The organism is Natronobacterium haloterrestre, from assembly GCF_900112205.1.
Classification (GTDB): domain Archaea; phylum Halobacteriota; class Halobacteria; order Halobacteriales; family Natrialbaceae; genus Natronobacterium; species Natronobacterium haloterrestre.
Genome location: NZ_FOKW01000001.1, coordinates 658,582 through 678,964 on the forward strand (window position 1 = coordinate 658,582; position 20,383 = coordinate 678,964).

At 65.7% G+C, this 20,383-nt stretch carries 20 protein-coding genes and 1 tRNA gene; 16 read left to right on the forward strand and 5 right to left on the reverse strand.

The window, feature by feature from the left end; translation table 11 throughout:
• Window positions 1-127: 127 nt before the first annotated feature.
• The gene (locus BM113_RS03100) at window positions 128-1,390 is read right to left on the reverse strand and encodes a cation:proton antiporter (protein WP_089785226.1); all 1,263 of its coding nucleotides are present in this window, start codon (window positions 1,388-1,390) and stop codon (window positions 128-130) included.
• Window positions 1,391-1,484: 94 nt separating this feature from the next.
• Here BM113_RS03100 and BM113_RS03105 point away from each other — a divergent pair, with 94 nt between their 5' ends.
• Window positions 1,485-2,129, forward strand: a complete 645-nt coding sequence (locus BM113_RS03105) for a DUF8159 domain-containing protein (RefSeq protein ID WP_089785228.1) — start codon at window positions 1,485-1,487, stop codon at window positions 2,127-2,129.
• 324 nt (window positions 2,130-2,453) lie between these two features.
• Here the strand turns inward: BM113_RS03105 and BM113_RS03110 are convergent.
• The 4 genes from BM113_RS03110 to ribH all read right to left on the reverse strand — a co-directional run bounded on the left by BM113_RS03110 (window position 2,454) and on the right by ribH (window position 5,203).
• Window positions 2,454-2,556 (reverse strand) — tRNA-Gln (locus BM113_RS03110).
• Window positions 2,557-2,653: 97 nt separating this feature from the next.
• Entirely contained in the window at window positions 2,654-3,433 is a 780-nt protein-coding gene (locus BM113_RS03115; RefSeq protein WP_089785230.1) for an HNH endonuclease, read from the reverse strand.
• Window positions 3,434-3,526: 93 nt separating this feature from the next.
• Window positions 3,527-4,726, reverse strand: a complete 1,200-nt coding sequence (locus BM113_RS03120; RefSeq protein ID WP_089785232.1) for a pyridoxal phosphate-dependent aminotransferase — start codon at window positions 4,724-4,726, stop codon at window positions 3,527-3,529.
• Window positions 4,727-4,780: 54 nt separating this feature from the next.
• Entirely contained in the window at window positions 4,781-5,203 is a 423-nt protein-coding gene (gene ribH / locus BM113_RS03125) for a 6,7-dimethyl-8-ribityllumazine synthase (RefSeq protein WP_089785235.1), read from the reverse strand.
• Between the two features lie 234 nt (window positions 5,204-5,437).
• Between ribH and purK the strand changes: the two genes are divergently transcribed.
• From purK to BM113_RS03200, 15 genes are all read left to right on the forward strand, one after another.
• Complete coding sequence (purK, locus tag BM113_RS03130; protein ID WP_089785237.1) at window positions 5,438-6,595, forward strand: 5-(carboxyamino)imidazole ribonucleotide synthase; 1,158 nt, start codon at window positions 5,438-5,440, stop codon at window positions 6,593-6,595.
• Window positions 6,596-6,699: 104 nt separating this feature from the next.
• Window positions 6,700-7,017 (forward strand): hypothetical protein, encoded by a 318-nt coding sequence (locus tag BM113_RS03135; protein ID WP_089785238.1) that lies wholly within the window; start codon window positions 6,700-6,702, stop codon window positions 7,015-7,017.
• Window positions 7,018-7,150: 133 nt separating this feature from the next.
• The gene (locus tag BM113_RS03140; protein ID WP_089785240.1) at window positions 7,151-7,798 is read left to right on the forward strand and encodes an AIR carboxylase family protein; all 648 of its coding nucleotides are present in this window, start codon (window positions 7,151-7,153) and stop codon (window positions 7,796-7,798) included.
• 301 nt (window positions 7,799-8,099) lie between these two features.
• On the forward strand, window positions 8,100-8,504 hold the full coding sequence (locus BM113_RS03145) for an NADH-quinone oxidoreductase subunit A (protein ID WP_089785241.1): 405 nt from the start codon (window positions 8,100-8,102) through the stop codon (window positions 8,502-8,504).
• Between the two features lie 6 nt (window positions 8,505-8,510).
• Window positions 8,511-9,230: an NADH-quinone oxidoreductase subunit B gene (locus tag BM113_RS03150; RefSeq protein ID WP_089785244.1), complete on the forward strand. Its 720-nt coding sequence runs from the start codon at window positions 8,511-8,513 to the stop codon at window positions 9,228-9,230.
• The gene (locus BM113_RS03155; protein WP_089785246.1) at window positions 9,227-10,894 is read left to right on the forward strand and encodes an NADH-quinone oxidoreductase subunit D; all 1,668 of its coding nucleotides are present in this window, start codon (window positions 9,227-9,229) and stop codon (window positions 10,892-10,894) included. The genes BM113_RS03150 and BM113_RS03155 overlap by 4 nt, the downstream gene beginning before the upstream one ends.
• The gene (locus BM113_RS03160) at window positions 10,891-11,967 is read left to right on the forward strand and encodes a complex I subunit 1/NuoH family protein (RefSeq protein WP_089785247.1); all 1,077 of its coding nucleotides are present in this window, start codon (window positions 10,891-10,893) and stop codon (window positions 11,965-11,967) included. Before BM113_RS03155 ends, BM113_RS03160 begins: the two co-directional genes overlap by 4 nt.
• Window positions 11,964-12,425, forward strand: coding sequence for a NuoI/complex I 23 kDa subunit family protein (locus BM113_RS03165; RefSeq protein WP_007140438.1), 462 nt, complete (start codon window positions 11,964-11,966; stop codon window positions 12,423-12,425). Before BM113_RS03160 ends, BM113_RS03165 begins: the two co-directional genes overlap by 4 nt.
• Before the next feature lie 2 nt (window positions 12,426-12,427).
• Entirely contained in the window at window positions 12,428-12,727 is a 300-nt protein-coding gene (locus BM113_RS03170) for an NADH-quinone oxidoreductase subunit J (RefSeq protein ID WP_089785249.1), read from the forward strand.
• Window positions 12,724-13,179, forward strand: a complete 456-nt coding sequence (locus tag BM113_RS03175) for a hypothetical protein (protein ID WP_089785250.1) — start codon at window positions 12,724-12,726, stop codon at window positions 13,177-13,179. The genes BM113_RS03170 and BM113_RS03175 overlap by 4 nt, the downstream gene beginning before the upstream one ends.
• Window positions 13,176-13,487, forward strand: a complete 312-nt coding sequence (gene nuoK / locus BM113_RS03180; protein WP_007140441.1) for an NADH-quinone oxidoreductase subunit NuoK — start codon at window positions 13,176-13,178, stop codon at window positions 13,485-13,487. Before BM113_RS03175 ends, nuoK begins: the two co-directional genes overlap by 4 nt.
• A gap of 1 nt (window position 13,488) precedes the next feature.
• Entirely contained in the window at window positions 13,489-15,525 is a 2,037-nt protein-coding gene (nuoL, locus tag BM113_RS03185; RefSeq protein WP_089785252.1) for an NADH-quinone oxidoreductase subunit L, read from the forward strand.
• The gene (locus BM113_RS03190) at window positions 15,522-17,042 is read left to right on the forward strand and encodes a complex I subunit 4 family protein (protein WP_089785254.1); all 1,521 of its coding nucleotides are present in this window, start codon (window positions 15,522-15,524) and stop codon (window positions 17,040-17,042) included. Before nuoL ends, BM113_RS03190 begins: the two co-directional genes overlap by 4 nt.
• Window positions 17,042-18,565, forward strand: coding sequence for an NADH-quinone oxidoreductase subunit N (locus tag BM113_RS03195; RefSeq protein WP_089785256.1), 1,524 nt, complete (start codon window positions 17,042-17,044; stop codon window positions 18,563-18,565). The genes BM113_RS03190 and BM113_RS03195 overlap by 1 nt, the downstream gene beginning before the upstream one ends.
• A 227-nt stretch (window positions 18,566-18,792) precedes the next feature.
• The gene (locus tag BM113_RS03200) at window positions 18,793-20,334 is read left to right on the forward strand and encodes a DHH family phosphoesterase (RefSeq protein WP_449406643.1); all 1,542 of its coding nucleotides are present in this window, start codon (window positions 18,793-18,795) and stop codon (window positions 20,332-20,334) included.
• Window positions 20,335-20,383: the final 49 nt, after the last annotated feature.

The window sequence follows — 20,383 nt, forward strand, 5'->3', positions numbered from 1 at the left end:
CGTCTCGTCCCATCAACGTTCCCCCGAACGCGGCGGTTCGCAACTGAGGTCGCGGGCCGAACGCTCTCGTTCGAGAGGGAGTACACGAGTTCCTCGGGCGAAAGGCTCGTGACGGCCCCGAAACCGGTCACGACGACCCGGTCAACCGATTGATCACCGGCGTCGCCGTCACCCCGTGGACCACGATCGAGATCACGATCACCGCGCCGACCACGGCCCACAGGAGGTCGGCGTCCGCGAACGCCCCCTCGTTCAGCCCGTGCGCGAGGTAGTAGAACGAGCCGATTCCTCGAATGCCGAAGAAGGCGATCGTCGCCCGTTCCGCCCACGCGCGCTCGAAACCGAGCATTCCGAAGACCCCGGCGAGCGGTCGCACCAGGAACACGATCGCCACGGCGGCGATCACCCCCTCGACCGTCAGTGCCCCGAGCAACCCGCCGGCGATCGCCCCGCCGAAGAAGAGCATGATGATCGCCATCACCGTCTGTTCCGCGAGTTCGCTGATTTCGTGGAGCGACTCGTTGTAGTCGTGGGACCGCTCGTAGTCCCGGATCGCCACCGCGGCGACGAAAACCGCGATGAAGCCGTAGCCGCCGGCGAGTTCCGTGATCCCGTAGACGAACAGCGTCCCGGCGATCGCCTCGAGGCCCTGGACCGAGCGAGCGATCTGCGTGTCGGGGTTCGTCAGGAAAACCGCCCACGCCGTTATCCGGCCGAGGACGACGCCCAGGAGCGTGCCGGCCGCGATCTTGTACAGGACGTCGATCAGCAGCCACTCGCCGATCCAGTTGCCGGGCGCGAGGCCGACGAGCGCGATAGCGATCGCGAGGTTCGTGAACGGGAACGCGAACCCATCGTTGAGCCCCGCCTCGGACGAGAGCGCGAACCTGACTTCGTCCTCTTTCCCCTCGACATCGTCCCGGTGTTCCGACTCGTTTCCCTCACCGGGGTCAGCAACCTGCACCTCGGACGCCAGGACCGGGTCCGTCGGCGCGATACAGGCCCCGAGCAGGATCGCCGTCGGGAGGAAGAGTCCGACGTACCACCAGCCGACCAGCGCCGCGCCGGCGATCGAGAGCGGCATGGTGATGGCGAGCAGTCGCCACGTCGATGCCCACGCGCGCAGCCCCGGGACGCGGTCGATCTTCAACCCGACTGCCATCAGCGCGACGATGACGCCGAACTCCGCGAGGCGTTCGGTCGCGTGACTCTGCTCGAGCGGGTCCGGCGGCGGAACGCCGATCGGGAGGCTGAACGCGATGATCCCGAACCCGACGAAGAACATGGGCATCGAGATGGCCCGATCGGAGACGAGTCGCGGCAGCACGGCCACGCCGAACATGACGATACCCAACAGTACCAACAAGATCTCGTACAACTCGAACGCCATCGATGTCTCCCAACACACGGCAACGGCGTCCTTGAGTGCGATGCAGGCGCTTGCAGAACCAATCCCTTTGCCCGGGGGCGGCCGAAGACGTTCCATGTACTCGGACTCGGACTCGGACTCGAGGCCGGACTCGGACTCCGGATCGTTCGCACGCGGCGGGACGAACCCGACATCGACACGACGGCAATTGCTCCGATGGGGCAGCGTTGGGGGGGTCTGGCTACTCGCCGGCTGCACGGAAGACGTCGGCGAAGAGTTCCCGTCCAACCGCAAATGGCCCGTGTCAGAACTCACACCCTCGCTTCCCGTCCGGGAACGGACCGAAGTCCTCGAGCAGCGCATCGAAGCCGTCGCCGACGAGACGATCACCGACGAGGCGGAATTCGCGGACGCGTTCGACGACTACGCACTCGAGATCGAGTCCGTCGACCGTTCCCGGGACGTCCTCGAGGTCGAGTACCTCAATACGCGACTGTACGCGGAAGGGAACCTTCACGACATCGGGCCGATCGCGGGTGCGTTCGCGGCCCTGGTCGACTCCGGGTACGACGCGGTCACGCTCGGGATAACGATCTTGGACGGCGCGCCAGCCTCGTACGGATCGGCGGAGGTCCACGCCGACTGGGCCCACCGGTACAACGACGGGGAACTCTCCGCCGCGGAGTACGGCGAACTGGTGGCGACGACGCTCGAGTCGAAGCGCGATTCGCCCGGGATCGAGGTGTCCCCTGGCGAGTGAGTCCCGGAGCGATTGGACCTGTTCCGACTACCGATACCAGGCTCAGCGCACACATACTGATATCCGCGTTCTTCGCGCTCGGCGCGGGAACCATCGGATGCTGGATCGTTGATACGCTGAGAAAAGACGTTCTCCGAGATTCTGAGCCGTTTACCCGGTAAGTGAGGGCGTCCTGCTGGCTACGTCGGAGGTGTCCCTACCTCGGAAACGAGATCGACGCTCCGGTGTCGACACTGATAAAAAATCATTTCCGAGAGTCTTTAATCCGACCCCTATAATCGTCTGGCCGGGAAAACGGGCGTTTTAGTCCTTCTTACGCCAAAATAGTCCCGGGCGGATTCGAACCGCCGTCATGGGCTCTCTTCCGTACCGGTCGGAACCGAACACGTCCAAAGGCCCATATGATTGGCCACTACACCACGGGACTTCTCGTCACACCCGTCCCGCGTACCTCGCAGTTCCTGCGGAACTGCTCGCCATCACGGGACTTCACTCCTCGAGTAGTGGGCCGCGGCACAATAGTGTTACTTTTCGTCGCGAGGTGTAACCGTTATCGCCCCCGCTTCGGCGCGCCGATGACACCGTCGGCAGAGCGACACCACGTTCGATAACGTATGCGCCTCCTCGGGTCGATCGAACGATCGAACAGGCTCGAGGTGGTGGACGTCCGGATTCCGGCCGATCTGCTCCCTCGTCGCGCCGCAGTACTGACACTCGTAGTCGTCGCGTTCGAGGGCCCGTCGTCGCACGCGCCACCACTGCCGGCCGTACTCGATCGGACCGCCCTCCCACTGGTGATGATCGGGACCGACGACGTGCTCCGAGAGCCACTCCCCGTAACACTCGAGCGTACAGAAGACGCCCCGCTCCCGCTTTTCGAGTCGCTTCGGTCGGACCTCGAGGTCGGTCCCGCAGGCCCGACACGGCTCCGTTACTCGCTCACCCCTCTCTGGGTATTTCTCCGGCAGTAGCCCGTCGGCTGCGTCGACACACGACGGACAGTAGACTCCTTCCTTCGACGACGGGTAGTACGAAAACTCCGATCCGCAGATCGCACAGGACGCCGTCTCCTTCGCGTCCCTCCAGTTGCCGTTGTGTTCCCCCGCGTTCGGATCACAGTCGTCGCAGTAGGACTGACGGGACTTCGGGTCGTAGAACGCCGTCCCACAGCCCTTGCAGGTTCGGTTCGGGAGCGATTCGCCGTGAACTTTAGTGTGGTGCTGGCGAACGCCCCGTTCGGTCTCGAGTTCGCGGCCGCAGGTCGGACACGTCGTTCCGACGTCGGGGTTCGTCTCCGTTCCCATCGGGGACCCGGAGCGACTGGCCTCGGGACGGTATATAAACGTCAGGACAAGGGGCCGGTTCGCAGTGGCCGGTACCGGACGGCCGGTGGTCGGTTACAGGTAGCCTTCCTCGGCCAGCCGCTCGATCCCTTCCTCGAGTCGCTCCTCGCTCGCGGCGTAGGAGATCCGGGCGTAGCCGGGCGTCCCGAAGGCGCTGCCGGGGACGGTGGCGACGTGGGCGTCCTCGAGTGCGCCCTCGCACCAGGCCTGATCGTCGGCTCGCGGCTGGTCGCCGCTCGCATCGTCCGAGGCACGTAGCGCCTCGCTGTCGTCTACGGGCAACATCATGTAGAACGCACCGTCGGGCACCGCGACGTCGACGCCGTGGTCGTCGAGCAGGTCGACAACCAGATCGCGGCGCTCCTCGAAGGCCGCGACCATCTCCTCGACGGCCTCGTCGGTGTTCTCGAGGGCCTCGACGCCGGCGTGCTGGACGAAGTTCGCGGCCGACGAGACGGAGTGGCTGTGGAGTTTGCCGGCCTGGTCGATCAGGTCCTCGGGGCCGGCGAAGTAGCCCAGCCGCCAGCCGGTCATCGAGTAGGCCTTCGAGAAGCCGTTGACCGTCACGGTGCGGTCTGCCATCCCCTCGAGCGTGCCGAGGCTCGTCTGTTCGACGCCGTAGGTGATCTCCTTGTAGATCTCGTCGGAGATCACCGTCACGTCGTGTTCGACCGCCAGGTCGCGGACGCCCTCGAGCGCGGCGTCGGAGTAGACCGCGCCGGTGGGGTTCGACGGCGAGTTGACGACGAGCAGTTCGGTCTCGTCCGACACTGCGTCGGCGAGGTCATCGAGCGCGGGCTCGAGCTGGAAGTCGGTCTCGGAGAGGTCGACGCGCGTGAGGTCGCCGCCGGCCATCTTGACCATCGCCTCGTAGGAGACCCAGGCGGGGTCGAGCAGAACGACTTCGTCGCCGTCCTCGACGAGAGCCTGAACGATCTCGTACAGCGCCTGCTTCGCGCCGGGGGTGACGATGATCTCCTCGGGGCCGTGGTCGAGGCCGTCGTCGGCGAGTTTCTCGGAGATGGCCTCGCGCAGTTCGATGATGCCGGCGGAGGTGGTGTAGCCGGTGTGGCCGGCGTCCATCGCCGCCTTCCCGGCCTCGACGATGTTTTCGGGCGTCGGGAAGTCGGGTTCGCCGACGGAGAGGTCGACGACGTCGGCCCCTTCGTTTTCCAGTTCGGTCGCGAGCGCGGAGATGGCGAGCGTTGCGGACGGTTCGACTCGAGTCAAGCGGTCGGTGAAGTCCATGGTCATGGGATGGGATGGATCGGTTTGGTGGGGTCGCCCGTGACGGTATTGGCGGTCCCCCTAGTCTTCGGTTTCGGCTTCGGGAAGTTCTGCGACGAGGTCGAGCGCGCCGTCGACGGCCTTCGCAGCGTTCTCGACGCGCTCGCGGGCCTCGGCGGCGGACATTCCGGGACCGGTCACGCCGAGGGTCACGGGGGTGTCACGCTCGAGACTGACGTCGGAGAGCCGCTGTGCCGTCGCGTCGGAGATCACCTGGTCGTGGTCGGTGTCGCCGGTGATCACGGTCCCGATCACGGCGACGGCATCGACCGCCTCGCGGCGCGCCAGCCTGTCGGCCGCGAGCGGGGCGTCGTACACGCCCGGCACGTGAACGGTGTCGTACACTTCGGCCCCTGCCTCGCTGGCGGCCTCGAGGGCGACGTCTTCCATCTGCTCGGTGATCGATCGGTTGAACTCGGCGACCACCAGTCCGAGCGTGGTCATAGGCGTGCGGTGGCAGTGACGGGTAAAAGAGATACCGTTTCGCGCGCCACGCCTTCGCGCGCCCAGGCGTCTGGGGCGTCGCTCGACGCAGCCATGGTACCGTGTCCGACCGTGAGAGCGAGGAACTACCTATCCTCGATCGTGAGTATATCGTGGGTCGTCCGAGGCCGTAGTAACCACGATTGTGCGCTAAATTGAGAACCCTTAAGCGGCGGCACGGACAACTGCCGCGCGATGACAACGCTACGGACGCCGGGACCGACGATCGGAGTCGTCGGTGGCGGACAGCTCGGTCGAATGCTCGCCGAGGCGGCCGCGCCGCTCGGTGTCGAGGTGATCGTTCTCGACCCGACGCCGGACTGCCCGGCCGCACTCGTCGCGCGCGACCAGATCGTCGCCGACTTCGACGACGAGGCCGGCATCCGGGAACTGGCCGCCCGATCGGACGTCCTCACCTTCGAGATCGAACTCGCCGACCAGACCGTCCTCGAGCGCGTCAGCGAGAAGTCCGGAACGCCGGTCCACCCGAAGCCGTCGACGCTCGAGACGATCCACGACAAGCTGGTCCAGAAACGGGAACTCGAGGCGGCGGGGGTCCCGGTGCCGCCGTTCCGCGCGGTCGAGGACGCCGACGACGTCCGGGAGGCGATCGACGACTACGGCGCGCCGGTCATGCTGAAGGCCCGGACCGGCGGCTACGACGGGCGCGGAAATGTGCCCGTCGAGTCCAAATCGGAGGCCGAAACGGCCCTCGAGTCGGTCGCCGGACCCGCGATGGTCGAGTCGTTCGTCGACTTCGAGCGCGAGGTGTCGGTCATCGCCGTCAAGGGCGCAGGCGAGACCGCCGCCTTCCCCATCGGGGAGAACGTCCACGAAGACGAGATCCTGCGGGAGACGATCGTACCCGCGCGCTCGAGCGAGGCCGTCGAGGAGCGCGCCCGCGAGGTCGCCGAGGACGTGCTCGAGGTGATGGACGGCCGGGGCGTCTACGGCATCGAGTTGTTTGAAACCACTGACGGGGAGATCTTGCTCAACGAGATCGCACCCCGGCCCCACAACTCCGGCCACTGGACGATCGAGGGCGCACAGAGTTCGCAGTTCGAACAGCACGTCCGTGCCGTGCTCGGATGGCCGCTTGCGGCCACCGACCTCCGTTCCCCGACCGTCATGACGAACCTGCTGGCCGACGTCGACGAGGAACAGGAGGCGAGACTGAGCGATATCGACCGGATCCTCGAGACGCCCGGCGCGAACCTCCACTGGTACGGCAAGCGAGAGGCTCGACCCCTGCGCAAGATGGGCCACGTGACGGTGACCGCACGGGACGACGAGGGCGTCGCGGCGCTTCGCGACCGAGCGGTCTCGCTTCGGGAGTCCGTCACGTTCGAGTGACGACTGATCGACTACCTCGACGCGAACGTGTTCGCCCAAAACGGCCGTCTCGAGGCCCGTAGCGTGGAAAACGTTTTATGCGATATCGGGTAATGTAAGAGGACATGCTCGATACGGATCAACTCCTCGAGCGGCTTTCGAAGGGTCGCGGATCGGAAATCGACCTCGATCCTCAGCCGACTGAAGCCGAGATTCGCGAGGTCGTACAGCGACTCAAAGCCGAGGGGCTGTGCGGCCGCCGGGTCGCCGAACACCGACTCGTCCCGCACTTCATCGCGAACGAGGGCTACGGCCAGCGCGAACTGGAACTCCTGGAGGAGATACTCGAAGCGGAGTACGAGGGAACCGATCTCTGTCTGAAGACCCGTCGCTCCGAGTGCAGTCGCCTGCGGGGCGGCTGTCAGGGGCAGGGGTCGCGCTGAGGGACGACCAGGGCTGAATTCCGGGTCGAATCCGGCGGTACGGTTCGATTCGGCCCTACAGCCGACGCCCGGAACGGTACTGAAACGGTCCGAATCACCACCTTTCATTGCCTCCGGAACGGAACCCGCGCGTATGACCGCACCGGCAGTCGACGACCTGATCGACCGACTCCACGAGGAGGCCACGGCGGATCGACCCGACGAGGAAACCCCCGACGTCGGGATCGTGATGGGCAGCGACTCGGACCTCGAGACGATGATGACCGGCGGCCGTCGTCGCGGGGCCTACGACGCGTTCGTCGACGAACTCGGATTCGCCGAACAGACCGACTACGAGGACCCGCCCGCGGAGCGGTTCACGTTCGAGACCTACGTGACGTCCGCCCATCGCACCCCCGACCTGATGACTGCCTACGCCGAGACGGCCGAGGATCGGGGCCTCGAGGTAATCATCGCGGGCGCAGGCGGGAAGTCCGCGGACCTGCCGAACATGACCGCGTCGATCGCGTACCCGTTGCCGGTGATCGGCGTGCCGGTCCAGGAGAAGTCCGTCGACAGCGTCATCGGGATGCCGACGGGCGCGCCGCTGGTCGCCGTCGACGCGGGCAAGTCGTTCAACGCGGCGCTGTCGGCCGCCCAGATTCTCGCGCGACGACACGAGGAGGTACGAGAGCGACTGGTCGACTACCACGAGGGGCTTCGGGAGGGCGTCGGTTCCGTTTCCCGGGAACTCCACGACGAGGGAACGCCGGCGTTCCGCGACCGTCGCGGTGAGCAGTGATCGCCGGTCGGCGCTGGGGCGGCGTTTCGGAATCGATAATCGGTGATCGCCGCCCGGGGTTTGCCTCCAGTCGATGATTCCCGGCGGGCGAACTCGCGGCCCTCCGGGAAATCGGAAGCAGGAGTACGGACGGTTCTCGGCCCCAATCGGATTTTATTCAGTATTTCAGCTTCGATACATAGTATGACGTGATTGTTCAGGCGAGGACACCCCGCGAACCCGTCGCTTGGCACGTCACGGGCCGGAAAACGAACAATGAACCCTTATATGCGTGCGGTCTGAACCTCCGAACGTTACGGAGATGAACGACTGGATAGCGATCGGGGCGCTCGCGCTCGTGGGACTGTTGATACCGCTGGGGATGATGGCGGTGTCGTACCTGCTACGGCCGAGTGTACCCGAAACGAACAAACGTGCCACCTACGAGAGTGGCGAGGTTCCGACCGGCGGAACGCGCGTCCGCTTTAACATCCAGTACTACATGGTTGCGCTTCTGTTCCTCGTCTTCGATATCGAGACCGTCCTGCTGTTCCCGTGGGCGGTGGTGTACCTGGATGCGGTCGAGTCGGATGCCGTCTCGCTGACCGAGATCCTCGGGCCGATGGTCGCGTTCGTTGTCATCCTGCTCGTCGGACTCGCGTGGGCCTGGCGCAACGGCGCAGTACAGTGGGCACAGACACCTCGTCAGGTGGAGAGCGACCGGTGATAGATCATGAGTAGCGACGAACCAGAAACACGACCACGGCAAACGATACACGACAGCACAGCGCCGTCGACGGACACCCGCGATTCCCGAATCGGAGAGGGCGTCGACGACCGCTTCAATTCGAAGCTCCGTGAGGCCTTCGGCGCATCGCCGTTCATCCTCACGAAGTTCGACGAATTCATGAACTGGGTGCGGGGGAACTCGATGTTCATGCTGCAGTTCGGGATCGCCTGCTGCAGCATCGAGATGATCCACACCTACGCGATCAAACACGACGTCGACCGCTACGGTGCGGGGGTCCCGCGTGCCTCCCCGCGGCAGGCCGACGTCATGATCGTCCCCGGGACGATCGTCTCGAAGTTCGGCCCCCGAATGAAGCGGGTCTACGACCAGATGCCCGAACCCAAGTTCGTCGTCGGGATGGGCTCGTGTACGATCTCCGGCGGCCCCTTCCAGGAAGGGTACAACGTCGTCAAAGGCGCCGAGGAGATCATCCCGATCGACATTCACGTCCCGGGCTGTCCCCCGCGACCGGAGGCGCTCATCTACGGGATCCTCAAACTGCAAGAGCGGATCCAGAACGGTGAGTCCTCGCCGGTCGTCGTCAAACCCTACGAACTCGAGCAGTTCGGGGACCTGCCGGAGGACGAACTGGTCCAGAAACTGGCCGACGAGATCGACGAAGACGACCTCGTCATGCGGTACAACTGGGCTGATTCGCCATGAGTACGGGAATAGAGCAGACGCCGGCAGACGGAGAGACGCTCACCGAAGACGAACTCGAGGCGCTGATCGGTGATCGCGCGATCGCCCGCGACGATCACATGAACGCGCCGGGGTTCGTCGTCAATCCGGACGAGGTCCAGAGCGTCCTCTCGGATCTCAAGGAACGCGCCGGCTACGACCACCTCTCGTCTGTCACCGCACAGGAGTACGAGGACCGGTACGAGTCGATCTACCACCTCAAGAAGTACGCCGACGCGAGCGACGAGGTCAGCGTCGTCGTGCCGACCGCCAGCGACGATCCGGTCAGCGAGAGCGCCGAACCGGTGTTCCGTACCGCCGACTGGCACGAACGCGAGGCCTACGACCTCGTCGGCATCGAGTACGCCGACCACCCGGACCTGCGTCGCATCCTGCTGCCGGAAACCTGGCAGGGTCACCCGCTCTCGAAAGGCTACGACCAGGAGAAGCCCCAGGTGGTGACCCTTTCCGAGCACGCGAACCCGCTCGAGAGCGACCACCGGGAGTCGGGCGGGGAATCGGACACGATGTTCCTCAACATCGGTCCTCACCACCCCGCGACACACGGCGTGCTCCACGTCGAGACGGTACTGGACGGCGAGACGGTCGTCGACGTGGAACCGGACATCGGTTACCTCCATCGCTGCGAGGAGCAGATGTGCCAGCAGGGGACCTACCGCCACCAGATCATGCCCTACCCCGACCGCTGGGACTACGTCTCCTCGGGGCTGCTAAACGAGTGGTCCTACGCGCGGGCGATCGAGGACCTCGCCGACATCGAAGTCCCCGAGTACGCTCAGGTGATCCGGACGATGGGCGCGGAACTCTGTCGGATCGCCTCGCACATGCTCGCGCTGGGGACGTTCGCGCTGGACGTCTACGGCGAGTTCACCGCCATCTTCCAGTACACGTTCCGCGACCGCGAGGTCGTCCAGGACATCCTCGAGGACCTGACGGGCCAGCGGATGATGTTCAACTACTTCCGCGTCGGCGGGGTCGCCTGGGACCTGCCCGAACCCCGCGAGGAGTTCTTCGAGAAGACACGGGACTTCCTCGACGAACTCCCGGCGAAGGTCGCCGAATACAACGACATGGTCACCTCGAACGAGATCTTCCAGACCCGGTGTATCGACACCGGTGTCCTCGAACCCGAGGTGGCCAAGGACTACGGCTGTACGGGCCCCGTCGCCCGCGGCTCCGGCGTCGACTACGACCTCCGTCGGGACGACCCCTACGGCTACTACGAGAACCTCGACTGGGACGTCGTCACCCGGGACGGCTGTGACAACTACGCGCGCGTCCTCACCCGCATGGAGGAGGTCGAGGAGTCGGCCAAGATCATCCAGCAGTGTCTCGACCTGCTCGAGGACTGGCCCGAGGACGACCGCGAGGTGCAGGCCAACGTGCCCCGCACCCTGAAGCCGGACGCCGACGCCGAGACCTACCGCGCGGTCGAGGCGGCCAAGGGCGAACTCGGGATCTACATCCGGTCGGACGGCACCGACAAGCCCGGCCGGTTCAAGATCCGCAGTCCGTGTTTCTCGAACCTGCAGGCGCTCGGCGAGATGGCCGAGGGCGAGTACATTCCGGATCTGGTCGCGTCGCTGGGTAGCCTAGACATCGTGCTCGGGGAGGTGGATCGATGAACGCGGCGACACCACTCCAGAGCGATACCGTCCTGCTTCCCGAGCGAATCGGCGAACTGACCGGACTGGCGGAGTTCGGGCTCGCCGGCGAACTGCTTGCGACGTTTATCGCCGCGTTCATCGTCGGTAACCTGATGCTCGCGATGACCGGCGTCGCAGGCCCCTGGGCGAAGCGAAAGATCACGGCCGCGTTCACGGACCGGATCGCGGTCAACCACCTCGGTCCCGGCGGCATCCTGATCATCGTCGCCGACTCGGTCCGCCTGCTCTCGAAGGAGAACATCATCCCCGAGAACGCGGACCGACCGGCCTACGACCTCGCGCCGATCGTCATCGCCGGTTCGGCGCTCCTGGGGTTTGCCGTGATCCCGATGGGCAACGGCGTTCACCTCGCCGACCCCGAGGTCGGTCTGGTCTACGTCTTCGCCGTCGCGGGAATCGCGTCGATCGGCCTGATGATGGCCGGCTACGCGTCGGGGAACAAGTACTCGATGCTCGGTGGACTACGGGCGGTCGCACAGAACATCGCCTACGAGATCCCGCTCGTCGTGACCGGGATGTCGGTCGTGCTCTTCGCGGGTTCGCTGCGGATGAGCGAGATCGTCGCCGCACAGAGCGAGCCGCTGATTACGATCGCCGGCGTGGCGATCCCCGCGTGGTACGCGCTCGTCAACCCGTTCGCGTTCGTGCTGTTCCTGATCGCGAACTTCGCCGAGGTCGGCCGGAACCCGTTCGACATGCCGGAGGCGCCGGCGGAACTCATCGCGGGGTACCAGACCGAGTACTCCTCGGTCTACTTCGTGCTGGTCTATCTCGGCGAGTTCCTCCACATCTTCCTCGGAGGTGCGATCATCACGACGATCTTCCTCGGCGGTCCCGCCGGGCCCGTCCTGCCGGAGATCGTCTGGTTCATCATCAAGATCTGGGCGGTGTTCCTGCTGACCCAGTGGCTCCGCTCGGCGATCCCGCGGGTTCGAATCGACCAACTCATCGAAATCGGGTGGAAGGGCCTGCTGGTCCTTTCGTTCGCTAACCTCTTCCTGACCGCAGCAATCGTCGGGGTGATTCAATGATCGGACTACTCAAATCAATGGCAACGACGATGAAACACGCGCTGGACGGCTCCACCTTCACGGTGGAGTATCCGAAAACCGCTCCCGACGTCTCGCCGCGGTTCCGTGGCGTCCACAAGTGGAGTCAGGAGCGGTGCATCTGGTGTCGACAGTGCGAGAACGTCTGTCCGAACGACACCATCCAGATCGTCATGGACGACCAGCGCAACGGGGAACAGTACAACCTCCACATCGGCCAGTGTGTCTACTGCCGACTCTGCGAGGAGGTGTGCCCGACCGACGCGATCCTGCTCACCCAGAACTTCGAGTTCACCGCCGACACGAAACACGATTTCGTCTACAACAAAGAGCAGTTGAAGTCGGTCCCGTGGTACAAGGACATCGACCCGCTCGAGTCGCGCGAACCCGACCGGGGCGCGTGGATCGGCGAGGGTGAAGGGGAGGTCGACTACCAGTAACAATGCTAGAGACAATCGCGTTCGCGCTGTTCGCGTTCGTGACCCTCGCCAGTGCCGCCGGGGTCGTCCTGTTGAAAGACCCCTGGCACTCGGCGCTCATGCTTGGCGTAGCGCTGCTTTCGGTCGCGATCCACTACGTCATGCTTGCCGCGGAGTTCGTCGCCATGATGCAGGTGCTCGTCTACGTTGGCGGCGTGCTCATCCTCGTCACCTTCGCGGTGATGCTCACCCAGCGTGAGCAGGACGAGGATCTGCACGCGACCGACACGAGTACCAGTTCCGACGAGGTGATGGGACCATGACGACCGGACCGGAGATCCGAACGGGGAAAACGCTCGTTCCGGGAGTGCTCGCCGTCGCCCTCTTCGGACTGATGGGACTGATCGTCCTGAACACGCCGTTCGGGGCCGGCGACGGCGCGGTCGGCTTCCCGGAGGGCATCTCGATCACCTCCGAGATCGGCTACGCGCTGTTCGATCTCGGGGCGCTCCAGTCCGGAGCGATGGCGATTCCCGAAACCGAGACGTTCCTCGCGGCGTTCCTGCTGATCGCGCTGACGCTCGACGCCGCGCTCGACGCCTCGATCGTGCTGGCAAAGCGCGAGGAAGAGGGCGAACCGGTCGCAGCGCTCTCGAGTCAGGATACGGGTGCCGGTGCTGGCGCCGCCGCGACGGCCGAGACCGGAACCGGTGACCGGACGGCGGTTACCGACGGCGGCGACGAGGCCGCCGAGTCCGGAGGTGAGACGCGATGAGCGTCGCCGCCGGGGTCGAGTACTACGTCCTCCTGTCGATGGGGCTGTTCTGTATCGGCCTCTTCGGCATCCTGACGCGTCGTAACGCACTGATGTTCCTGATGTCCGTCGAACTCATGCTGAACGCGGCGAACATCAACCTGATCGCGTTCGCGTTCTATCACGGCAACCTCACCGGCCAGGTGTTCGCCCTGTTCACCATGGCGCTGGCTGCCGCCGAGGTCGCCGTCGGACTCGGGATCATCCTGGTGCTGTACCGCAACTTCCGTGACGTCGACGTCACGGTACCGACGACGATGAGGTGGTAAGATGGAAGGTGCATTCAGTTACGCTCCAGCGATCGCGGCGTTCCCGCTCGTGGCCTTCGTTGTCGCCCTCGCGTTCGGCAAGTACATGCCGAAGAAGGGGGCGCTGGCGGGCATCCTCGCGACGGCAGGCTCGTTACTGCTGTCCGTGGTGATGCTCGTGGCCGTCGCGAGCGGCGAAGTGTATCACGGGACGATCTACGAGTGGGCGGTCGGCGACGCGCTGACCGAGGTCGGTGCCGACGGGATCGAGTTTACTTTCGGCATACTGATCGATCCGCTGTCGGCGCTGATGCTCGTGATCGTCTCGCTCGTCGCGTTCCTCGTCCACGTCTTCAGCCTCGGGTACATGAACGGCGAGGGAGAGACCGGGCTTCCGCGGTACTACGCCGGGCTCGGCCTCTTTACCTTCAGCATGCTCTCGTTCGTGCTCGCGGACAATCTGCTGATGGCGTTCATGTTCTTCGAGCTCGTGGGCCTATGTTCGTTCCTGCTGATCGGGTTCTGGTTCCGGACCCGCAGCGCGCCCTCGGCGGCGAAGAAGGCGTTTCTGGTCACCCGCTTCGGTGACTACTTCTTCCTGATCGGGGTCGTCGCGATCGCGTCCACGTTCGGCACGCTGCAGTTCGCCGGCGAGGAGTCGTTCGTCGCGGCCGCCGAAACGGCCATCGCCGACGGAACGACGCTGTTCGGATTCGGACCCGAGACCTGGGTAACGATTACCGGTCTCCTCGTGCTCGGCGGGGTCATCGGCAAGTCCGCGCAGTTCCCGCTGCACACCTGGCTTCCGGACGCGATGGAGGGCCCGACGACCGTCTCCGCGCTCATCCACGCGGCGACGATGGTCGCGGCCGGGGTCTACCTCGTCGCCCGGATGTTCGGCTACTACGCCCAGTCCCCGACCGCGCTGTCGATCATCGCGTTCGTCGGCGGGTTCACCGCGCTGTTCGCGGCGACGATGGGCGTCGTCAAGGACGACATCAAGCAGGTGCTGGCGTACTCGACGATCAGCCAGTACGGCTACATGATGCTCGGCATGGGCGTCGGCGGCTACGTCGCCGGCGTCTTCCACCTGATGAACCACGCCTTCTTCAAGGCGCTCCTGTTCCTGGGTGCGGGCTCCGTCATCGTCCTCATGCACCACGAACAGGACATGTGGAAGATGGGCGGCCTGAAGGACAAGGCACCCGTCACTTACTGGACGTTCCTCGCGGGCGCGCTGGCGCTGGCGGGCATCGTCCCGTTCTCCGGCTTCTGGTCGAAGGACGAGGTGCTGTACGACGCCCTGATCGTCGGCCTGGAACAGCCCGTGATCCTCGCGGCCTACGCGATGGGCCTGCTCGCCGTGTTCTTCACCGGCTTCTACACGTTCCGGATGGTCTTCCTGACCTTCCACGGCGAACCCCGGACCGACACCGCCGAGAACCCACACTCGGTCGGCTGGTCGATCAAGTTCCCGCTCGTCGTGCTGGGTGCGCTCGCGCTGCTCGCCGGCGTCGCGAACCTCGCACCTGTCGCGAAGCTGACCGGGATGGACATCACGTACCTCGAGTTCTGGCTCGACGGCGAGTACGGCTACGTGGAGGGGCTGACCTACCACGACTACCACGAACTGGTGGCGTTCGAGGAAGGGTACATTAGCTCCGAGACGGTCACCATGCTGCTCGGTGCTGGCCTGTCGCTGGGCCTGGCGGTGGCCGGCGCGGTCACCGCACACGTGCTGTACAACGTGCCGGAACCGACCCGACACACGGCGAAACTCGGCGGCGCGTACGACGTCCTGCGCAGCAACTACTACCAGGACGAGTACCAGGTCTGGCTCGCCGAGGGACTGACGCTGCCGCTGGCTCGAGCCGCCGACCGGTTCGACCAGACGGTGATCGACGGCGTCGTCAACGGCGTCTCGACCGCCAGCCTGTTTGGCGGCGACCGGGTCAAGCGGATCCAGACCGGTATCGTGACGAACTACGCGGCCCTGCTCGTGGCCGGGTTCATCGCCTTGCTTCTCGTCCTCGGCTTCATCGGGGGGTGGTTCCTATGATGATCGAAGCGCTCATCGCGGTCGCACTGGTCGGTGCACTGGTCACCTTCGTCGCGCCGAATCGCGTCGCGGGGAAACTGGCCTTCGCGATCAGCCTGGTGCCCGCCGCGCTGAGCCTGTGGATGTTCTCGGCGTTCGACGGCGTCGGGAACGCCCTGCTCGAGGGCGACCTCGCCTACGAGTCCCAGTACGAGTGGCTCGAACTGAGCGAGTACACGATCTCGTGGTTCGTCGGACTCGACGGCATCAGCATGCCGCTGGTCGTCCTGACGACCGTCCTCTGTACGCTCGCGATCGTGAGTTCGTGGACGCCGATCGACGAACGCGAGTCCCAGTTCTACGGGCTCGTCCTCTTCATCGAGGCGAACCTGATCGGCGTCTTCGCGGCGCTCGACTTCTTCGTCTGGTTCATCTTCTGGGAAGCGGTGCTGATCCCGATGTACCTGCTGATCGGCGTCTGGGGCGGTCCGCGCCGGAAGTACGCGGCGATCAAGTTCTTCGTCTACACGAACGTGGCCTCGCTGCTGATGTTCGGTGCGTTCATCGCCCTGGTGTTCGCCCTGCCCGAGGTCACCACCTTCGCGCTGCCCGAGATCGCGGCGGCGATGCTCGCGGGCGGTCCGGAGGCGCTGTTCGGCGTCGCCGGCTCGACCCTGGCGTCGATCGTCTTCGTCGCGATGTTCCTCGGGTTCGCGGTGAAGGTGCCCGTCGTCCCGTTCCACACGTGGCTGCCGGACGCCCACGTCGAAGCGCCGACGCCCGCGTCGGTGCTGCTGGCCGGCGTCCTGCTGAAGATGGGGACCTACGCCCTGCTCCGGTTCAACTTCACCATGTTCCCGGACCAGGTCGCCGCGTACTCGGTGCCGATCGCGGCCATCGCGGTCATCAGCGTCATCTACGGCGCGATGCTCGCGCTCGCGCAAACGGACCTCAAGCGGATCGTCGCCTACTCCTCGGTGTCGTCGATGGGCTACGTCATCCTCGGCCTGATCGCCTACACCCAGTTCGGGGTCGGCGGCGCGACCTTCCAGATGGTGTCTCACGGCCTGATCTCCGGACTGATGTTCATGGCGGTCGGCGTCATCTACAACGCGACCCACACCCGGATGGTCACCGACATGTCCGGGCTCGCCGATCGGATGCCCGTCGCGGTCGGCATCCTCGTGGCCGGCGCGTTCGGCTACATGGGACTGCCGCTGATGAGCGGCTTCTACGGCGAGTTCACCATCTTCTTCGGCTCGTTCCACTCCCAGCTACTCGAGTACGCGCCGCTGTTTACCGCGGCGGCGATGTTTGGCATCGTCATCGTCGCGGGCTACCTGCTGTTCGCGCTCCAGCGGACCGTCTTCGGACCGTACCGGCTCGAAACCGACTACGAGGTCGGCCGCGCCCCGCTGCACGACGTCGCCCCGATGTTCGTGCTGCTTGGACTGATCATCCTGCTCGGCGTGGCCCCCGAACTGATATTCGAGATGATAACCGACGCAGTCGATCCGATCATCGGAGGTGAGGTGTAATGGCGGTGTTCGATCTCCCCGGCTGGACGGGACTCGCACCCGCGCTGATCCTGGCGGCGACGGCGCTCGCGCTGTTCGTCGTCGACAGCATCTCGCCGCGGTCCGCCAACCGCGCCCTGCTGGCCGGCGTCTCGGCGACCGGGGCGCTGGCCTCGCTGGCCGTCGCGGTCTGGTTCATCGCCGCCGGCGTCGGGCAGGGCGGTATCGACGGGCTCGGCGTCATCGACCTGTTCGACGGCCAGTTCGTCGTCGACGCGATGGCGCTGTACTTCATGATCGTCGTCGCGGTCGTCACCGCCCTGGTGTCGGTCGCCAGCTACGACTACATGGCGGACCACACCTACCAGGCCGAGTACTACTCGCTGCTGATCCTGGCCGCCACCGGGATGTCCACGATGGCAGCCGCCAACAGCCTCGTGACGATCTTCATCGCGCTCGAGTTGACGAGCCTGCCGTCCTACGCCCTGGTGGCGATCCTGAAGGACAACCGCGGCAGCGTCGAGGCCGGCCTGAAGTACTTCCTGATCGGCGCGCTGTCGTCGGCGATCTTCGTCTACGGGGTGTCGCTGGTCTACGGCGCGACCGGCCACCTGCAACTGGATGCCATCGCCGTGGCGCTCGAGGAGGACGTCGCGGACGGCTTCGGCGGCCTGCTGGGACTCGGCATCCTGATGCTGATCGGCGGGTTCGCGTTCAAGACCGCGAGCGTGCCGTTCCACTTCTGGGCGCCCGAGGCCTACGAGGGCGCGCCGGCCCCGATCAGCGCGTTCCTGTCGTCGGCCTCGAAGGCCGCCGGCTTCGTGATCGCGTTCCGCGTGTTCACGACGGCGTTCCCGCTCGAGGTCACGGGCGAACTCATCGGGCTCGACTGGACGCTCGCGTTCGTCATCCTCGCGATCGTCACGATGACGGTCGGGAACTTCGCCGCGGCTACCCAGGACAAGGTCAAGCGGATGCTCGCCTACTCGTCGATCGGCCACGCCGGCTACGCCCTGATCGGCCTCGCCGGGCTGACCGTCGACGGCGGCGAGCTCGTGATGGGCGCGGCGATGATGCACCTGCTGGTCTACGGCTTCATGAACACGGGTGCGTTCCTGTTCGTCGCCCTGGCCGAGTACTGGGGCGTCGGTCGCACCTTCGAGGATTACAACGGGCTCGCGAACCAGGCACCGGTCGCCTGTTTCGCGCTCGGGATCTTCCTGTTCAGCCTGGCCGGCATCCCGCCGCTGGGTGGGTTCTGGAGCAAGTACTTCCTGTTCACCGGCGCGATCAGCGTCGGCACCACGTCCATGCTGCTGGTCGCGGCCGCGCTGGTGGTCAACAGCGCCCTCTCGCTGTACTACTACTCGCGGCTGGTCAAAGCGGTCTGGATCGAGGAGTCGGTCGTCGATCGGGACACGCTGGCACAGCCGACCGGCCTCTACGCGGCGATCGTCTTCGCGGCCGTGATGACGGTCGTCCTGCTGCCCGCGTTCGGGCCGGTCTCCGAGACGGCGATCGACGCCGCGGCCGCCGTGATCTGATCGGCGGGCCCACTCGAGTCGAATAACCGTTTTCCCGTTCCGTTCTGTTCCGTTCTGTTCCGTTCCGTTCCGTTCCACGCATCCACGTTCGCCGTCGACCGAACTACGACCCTCGAGCGCCGGCCGATCGACCGGTAACTTTTCCCCGCCGGACTGACAACCCGGGATAAATGGTTTTCCGGCTCGTCCTCGGGTGCGGGACCGTCGGTCGCCAGGTCGTCGAACGCCTGGCCGAGCGCGGCGACGGCGACGACCGGCTGCTGGTCATCACCGACGACGAGGCGCTCGTCGAGACCCTCCGCGACGAGAGCATTCCAGCACGACACGCCGATCCGGCAGCCCCCTCCACCATCGAGAACGTCGAGACGCCGGACCTCCTGTTCGTCGGCAGCGACCGGACGGACGTCAACCGCGACGCCGTCGAGACCGCCCGCGACCGGTTCCCAGAGGTCGAGATCGTCGCCTACCTCGGCGGGAACTCCACGCTGACCGACCGGACGACCTTCGGCGGGCACGCGGACCGGATCGTCGACGCCGACTCGCCGATCGTCGAGACGGTGCTCGAGTCGGCGGCGACGACGACCGCGGAGGCGGCGATCGAACTCCGGCGGCTGCTCGACTCCGTAGACGGTCGCCTCGCCGTCGTCACCCACGACAACCCGGATCCGGACGCCATCGCGAGCGCGACCGCGCTCGTCGATATCGCCGAGTCGGTCGGCGTCGAGGCCGACGCCTGCTACTTCGGCGACATCTCCCACCAGGAGAACCGGGCGATGGTCAACCTGCTCGACCTCGACCTTCGGAACCTCGCGTCCGACGCCCCGCTCGAGGAATACGCGGCGTTCGCGCTGGTCGATCACTCCCGCCCGGGCGTCAACGACGGCCTGCCGGAGGACCTCGACGTCGACATCGTCATCGACCATCACCCGCCGCGCGGGCCGGTACCCGGCCGGTTCGTCGACCTGCGGGAGGGGGTCGGCGCGACCAGTACCGTCCTGACCGAGTACGTCGATCGGTTCGGGTTGCCGTTCGACACGCGGACGGCGACGGCGCTTTTGTACGGCATTCGCGTCGACACCAACGACTTCTCGCGGGAGGTCGCGCCGGCGGACTTCCGTGCGGCCTCGACGCTTCAGCCCCACGCAGACACGTCCGTCCTGCGCCAGATCGAGCAGCCGACGATCGAGGGCGACACTCTCGAGACGATCGCTCGCGCGATCAAGAACCGCGAACAGCGGGATTCGGTGGCGGTAGCAAGCGTCGGCCGTCTCTCGGATCGCGACGCGCTCCCGCAGGCGGCAGACCAGTTGCTCGCGATGGAGGGGATCGAGACGACGCTCGTCTTCGGCTTTCGCGACGAGATGGCGTTTCTCTCCGCGCGTTCCCGGGCGAACGACGTCGACCTGGGCGAGACGCTCCGGGACGCGTTCGACCGGATCGGGAGCGCCGGCGGCCACGCCGACATGGCCGGCGCACAACTCGAGGTGGGGGTCCTGGGACAGGTCGACGACGAGGACGAGGCGGAGTCGATCGTCAGCGTCGCCGAGGAAGTGATCACCAATCGATTTTTCGAGGCGATCCGGACCAGGCCGGGCGTCCCCGCGGGGGCCTACGATCGGACCAGCGAGTGGCTGTTTACCGTCTCGGAGGGCAGCGACGTAGGCGAGACCGGAGTCGACGCGTCGGCCGCGTCGGGGCGGACGGACTCGAGTCCGGCCCCGGGTTCGGGACGGTACGAGGACGAGACGACGGACTCTGACGGGGAGTGACGGACGGAAAAGGGTCGATTCGGTACGTGAGGAACGATTCAGTACGCAG

Bases quoted from the DNA above. Each gene is read 5' to 3' on its own strand.
- BM113_RS03100 (WP_089785226.1), bottom strand. From the start codon at position 1,390: ATGGCGTTCGAGTTGTACGAGATCTTGTTGGTACTGTTGGGTATCGTC.
- BM113_RS03105 (WP_089785228.1), top strand. From the start codon at position 1,485: ATGTACTCGGACTCGGACTCGGACTCGAGGCCGGACTCGGACTCCGGA.
- BM113_RS03115 (WP_089785230.1), bottom strand. From the start codon at position 3,433: ATGGGAACGGAGACGAACCCCGACGTCGGAACGACGTGTCCGACCTGC.
- BM113_RS03120 (WP_089785232.1), bottom strand. From the start codon at position 4,726: ATGACCATGGACTTCACCGACCGCTTGACTCGAGTCGAACCGTCCGCA.
- ribH (WP_089785235.1), bottom strand. From the start codon at position 5,203: ATGACCACGCTCGGACTGGTGGTCGCCGAGTTCAACCGATCGATCACC.
- purK (WP_089785237.1), top strand. From the start codon at position 5,438: ATGACAACGCTACGGACGCCGGGACCGACGATCGGAGTCGTCGGTGGC.
- BM113_RS03135 (WP_089785238.1), top strand. From the start codon at position 6,700: ATGCTCGATACGGATCAACTCCTCGAGCGGCTTTCGAAGGGTCGCGGA.
- BM113_RS03140 (WP_089785240.1), top strand. From the start codon at position 7,151: ATGACCGCACCGGCAGTCGACGACCTGATCGACCGACTCCACGAGGAG.
- BM113_RS03145 (WP_089785241.1), top strand. From the start codon at position 8,100: ATGAACGACTGGATAGCGATCGGGGCGCTCGCGCTCGTGGGACTGTTG.
- BM113_RS03150 (WP_089785244.1), top strand. From the start codon at position 8,511: ATGAGTAGCGACGAACCAGAAACACGACCACGGCAAACGATACACGAC.
- BM113_RS03155 (WP_089785246.1), top strand. From the start codon at position 9,227: ATGAGTACGGGAATAGAGCAGACGCCGGCAGACGGAGAGACGCTCACC.
- BM113_RS03160 (WP_089785247.1), top strand. From the start codon at position 10,891: ATGAACGCGGCGACACCACTCCAGAGCGATACCGTCCTGCTTCCCGAG.
- BM113_RS03165 (WP_007140438.1), top strand. From the start codon at position 11,964: ATGATCGGACTACTCAAATCAATGGCAACGACGATGAAACACGCGCTG.
- BM113_RS03170 (WP_089785249.1), top strand. From the start codon at position 12,428: ATGCTAGAGACAATCGCGTTCGCGCTGTTCGCGTTCGTGACCCTCGCC.
- BM113_RS03175 (WP_089785250.1), top strand. From the start codon at position 12,724: ATGACGACCGGACCGGAGATCCGAACGGGGAAAACGCTCGTTCCGGGA.
- nuoK (WP_007140441.1), top strand. From the start codon at position 13,176: ATGAGCGTCGCCGCCGGGGTCGAGTACTACGTCCTCCTGTCGATGGGG.
- nuoL (WP_089785252.1), top strand. From the start codon at position 13,489: ATGGAAGGTGCATTCAGTTACGCTCCAGCGATCGCGGCGTTCCCGCTC.
- BM113_RS03190 (WP_089785254.1), top strand. From the start codon at position 15,522: ATGATGATCGAAGCGCTCATCGCGGTCGCACTGGTCGGTGCACTGGTC.
- BM113_RS03195 (WP_089785256.1), top strand. From the start codon at position 17,042: ATGGCGGTGTTCGATCTCCCCGGCTGGACGGGACTCGCACCCGCGCTG.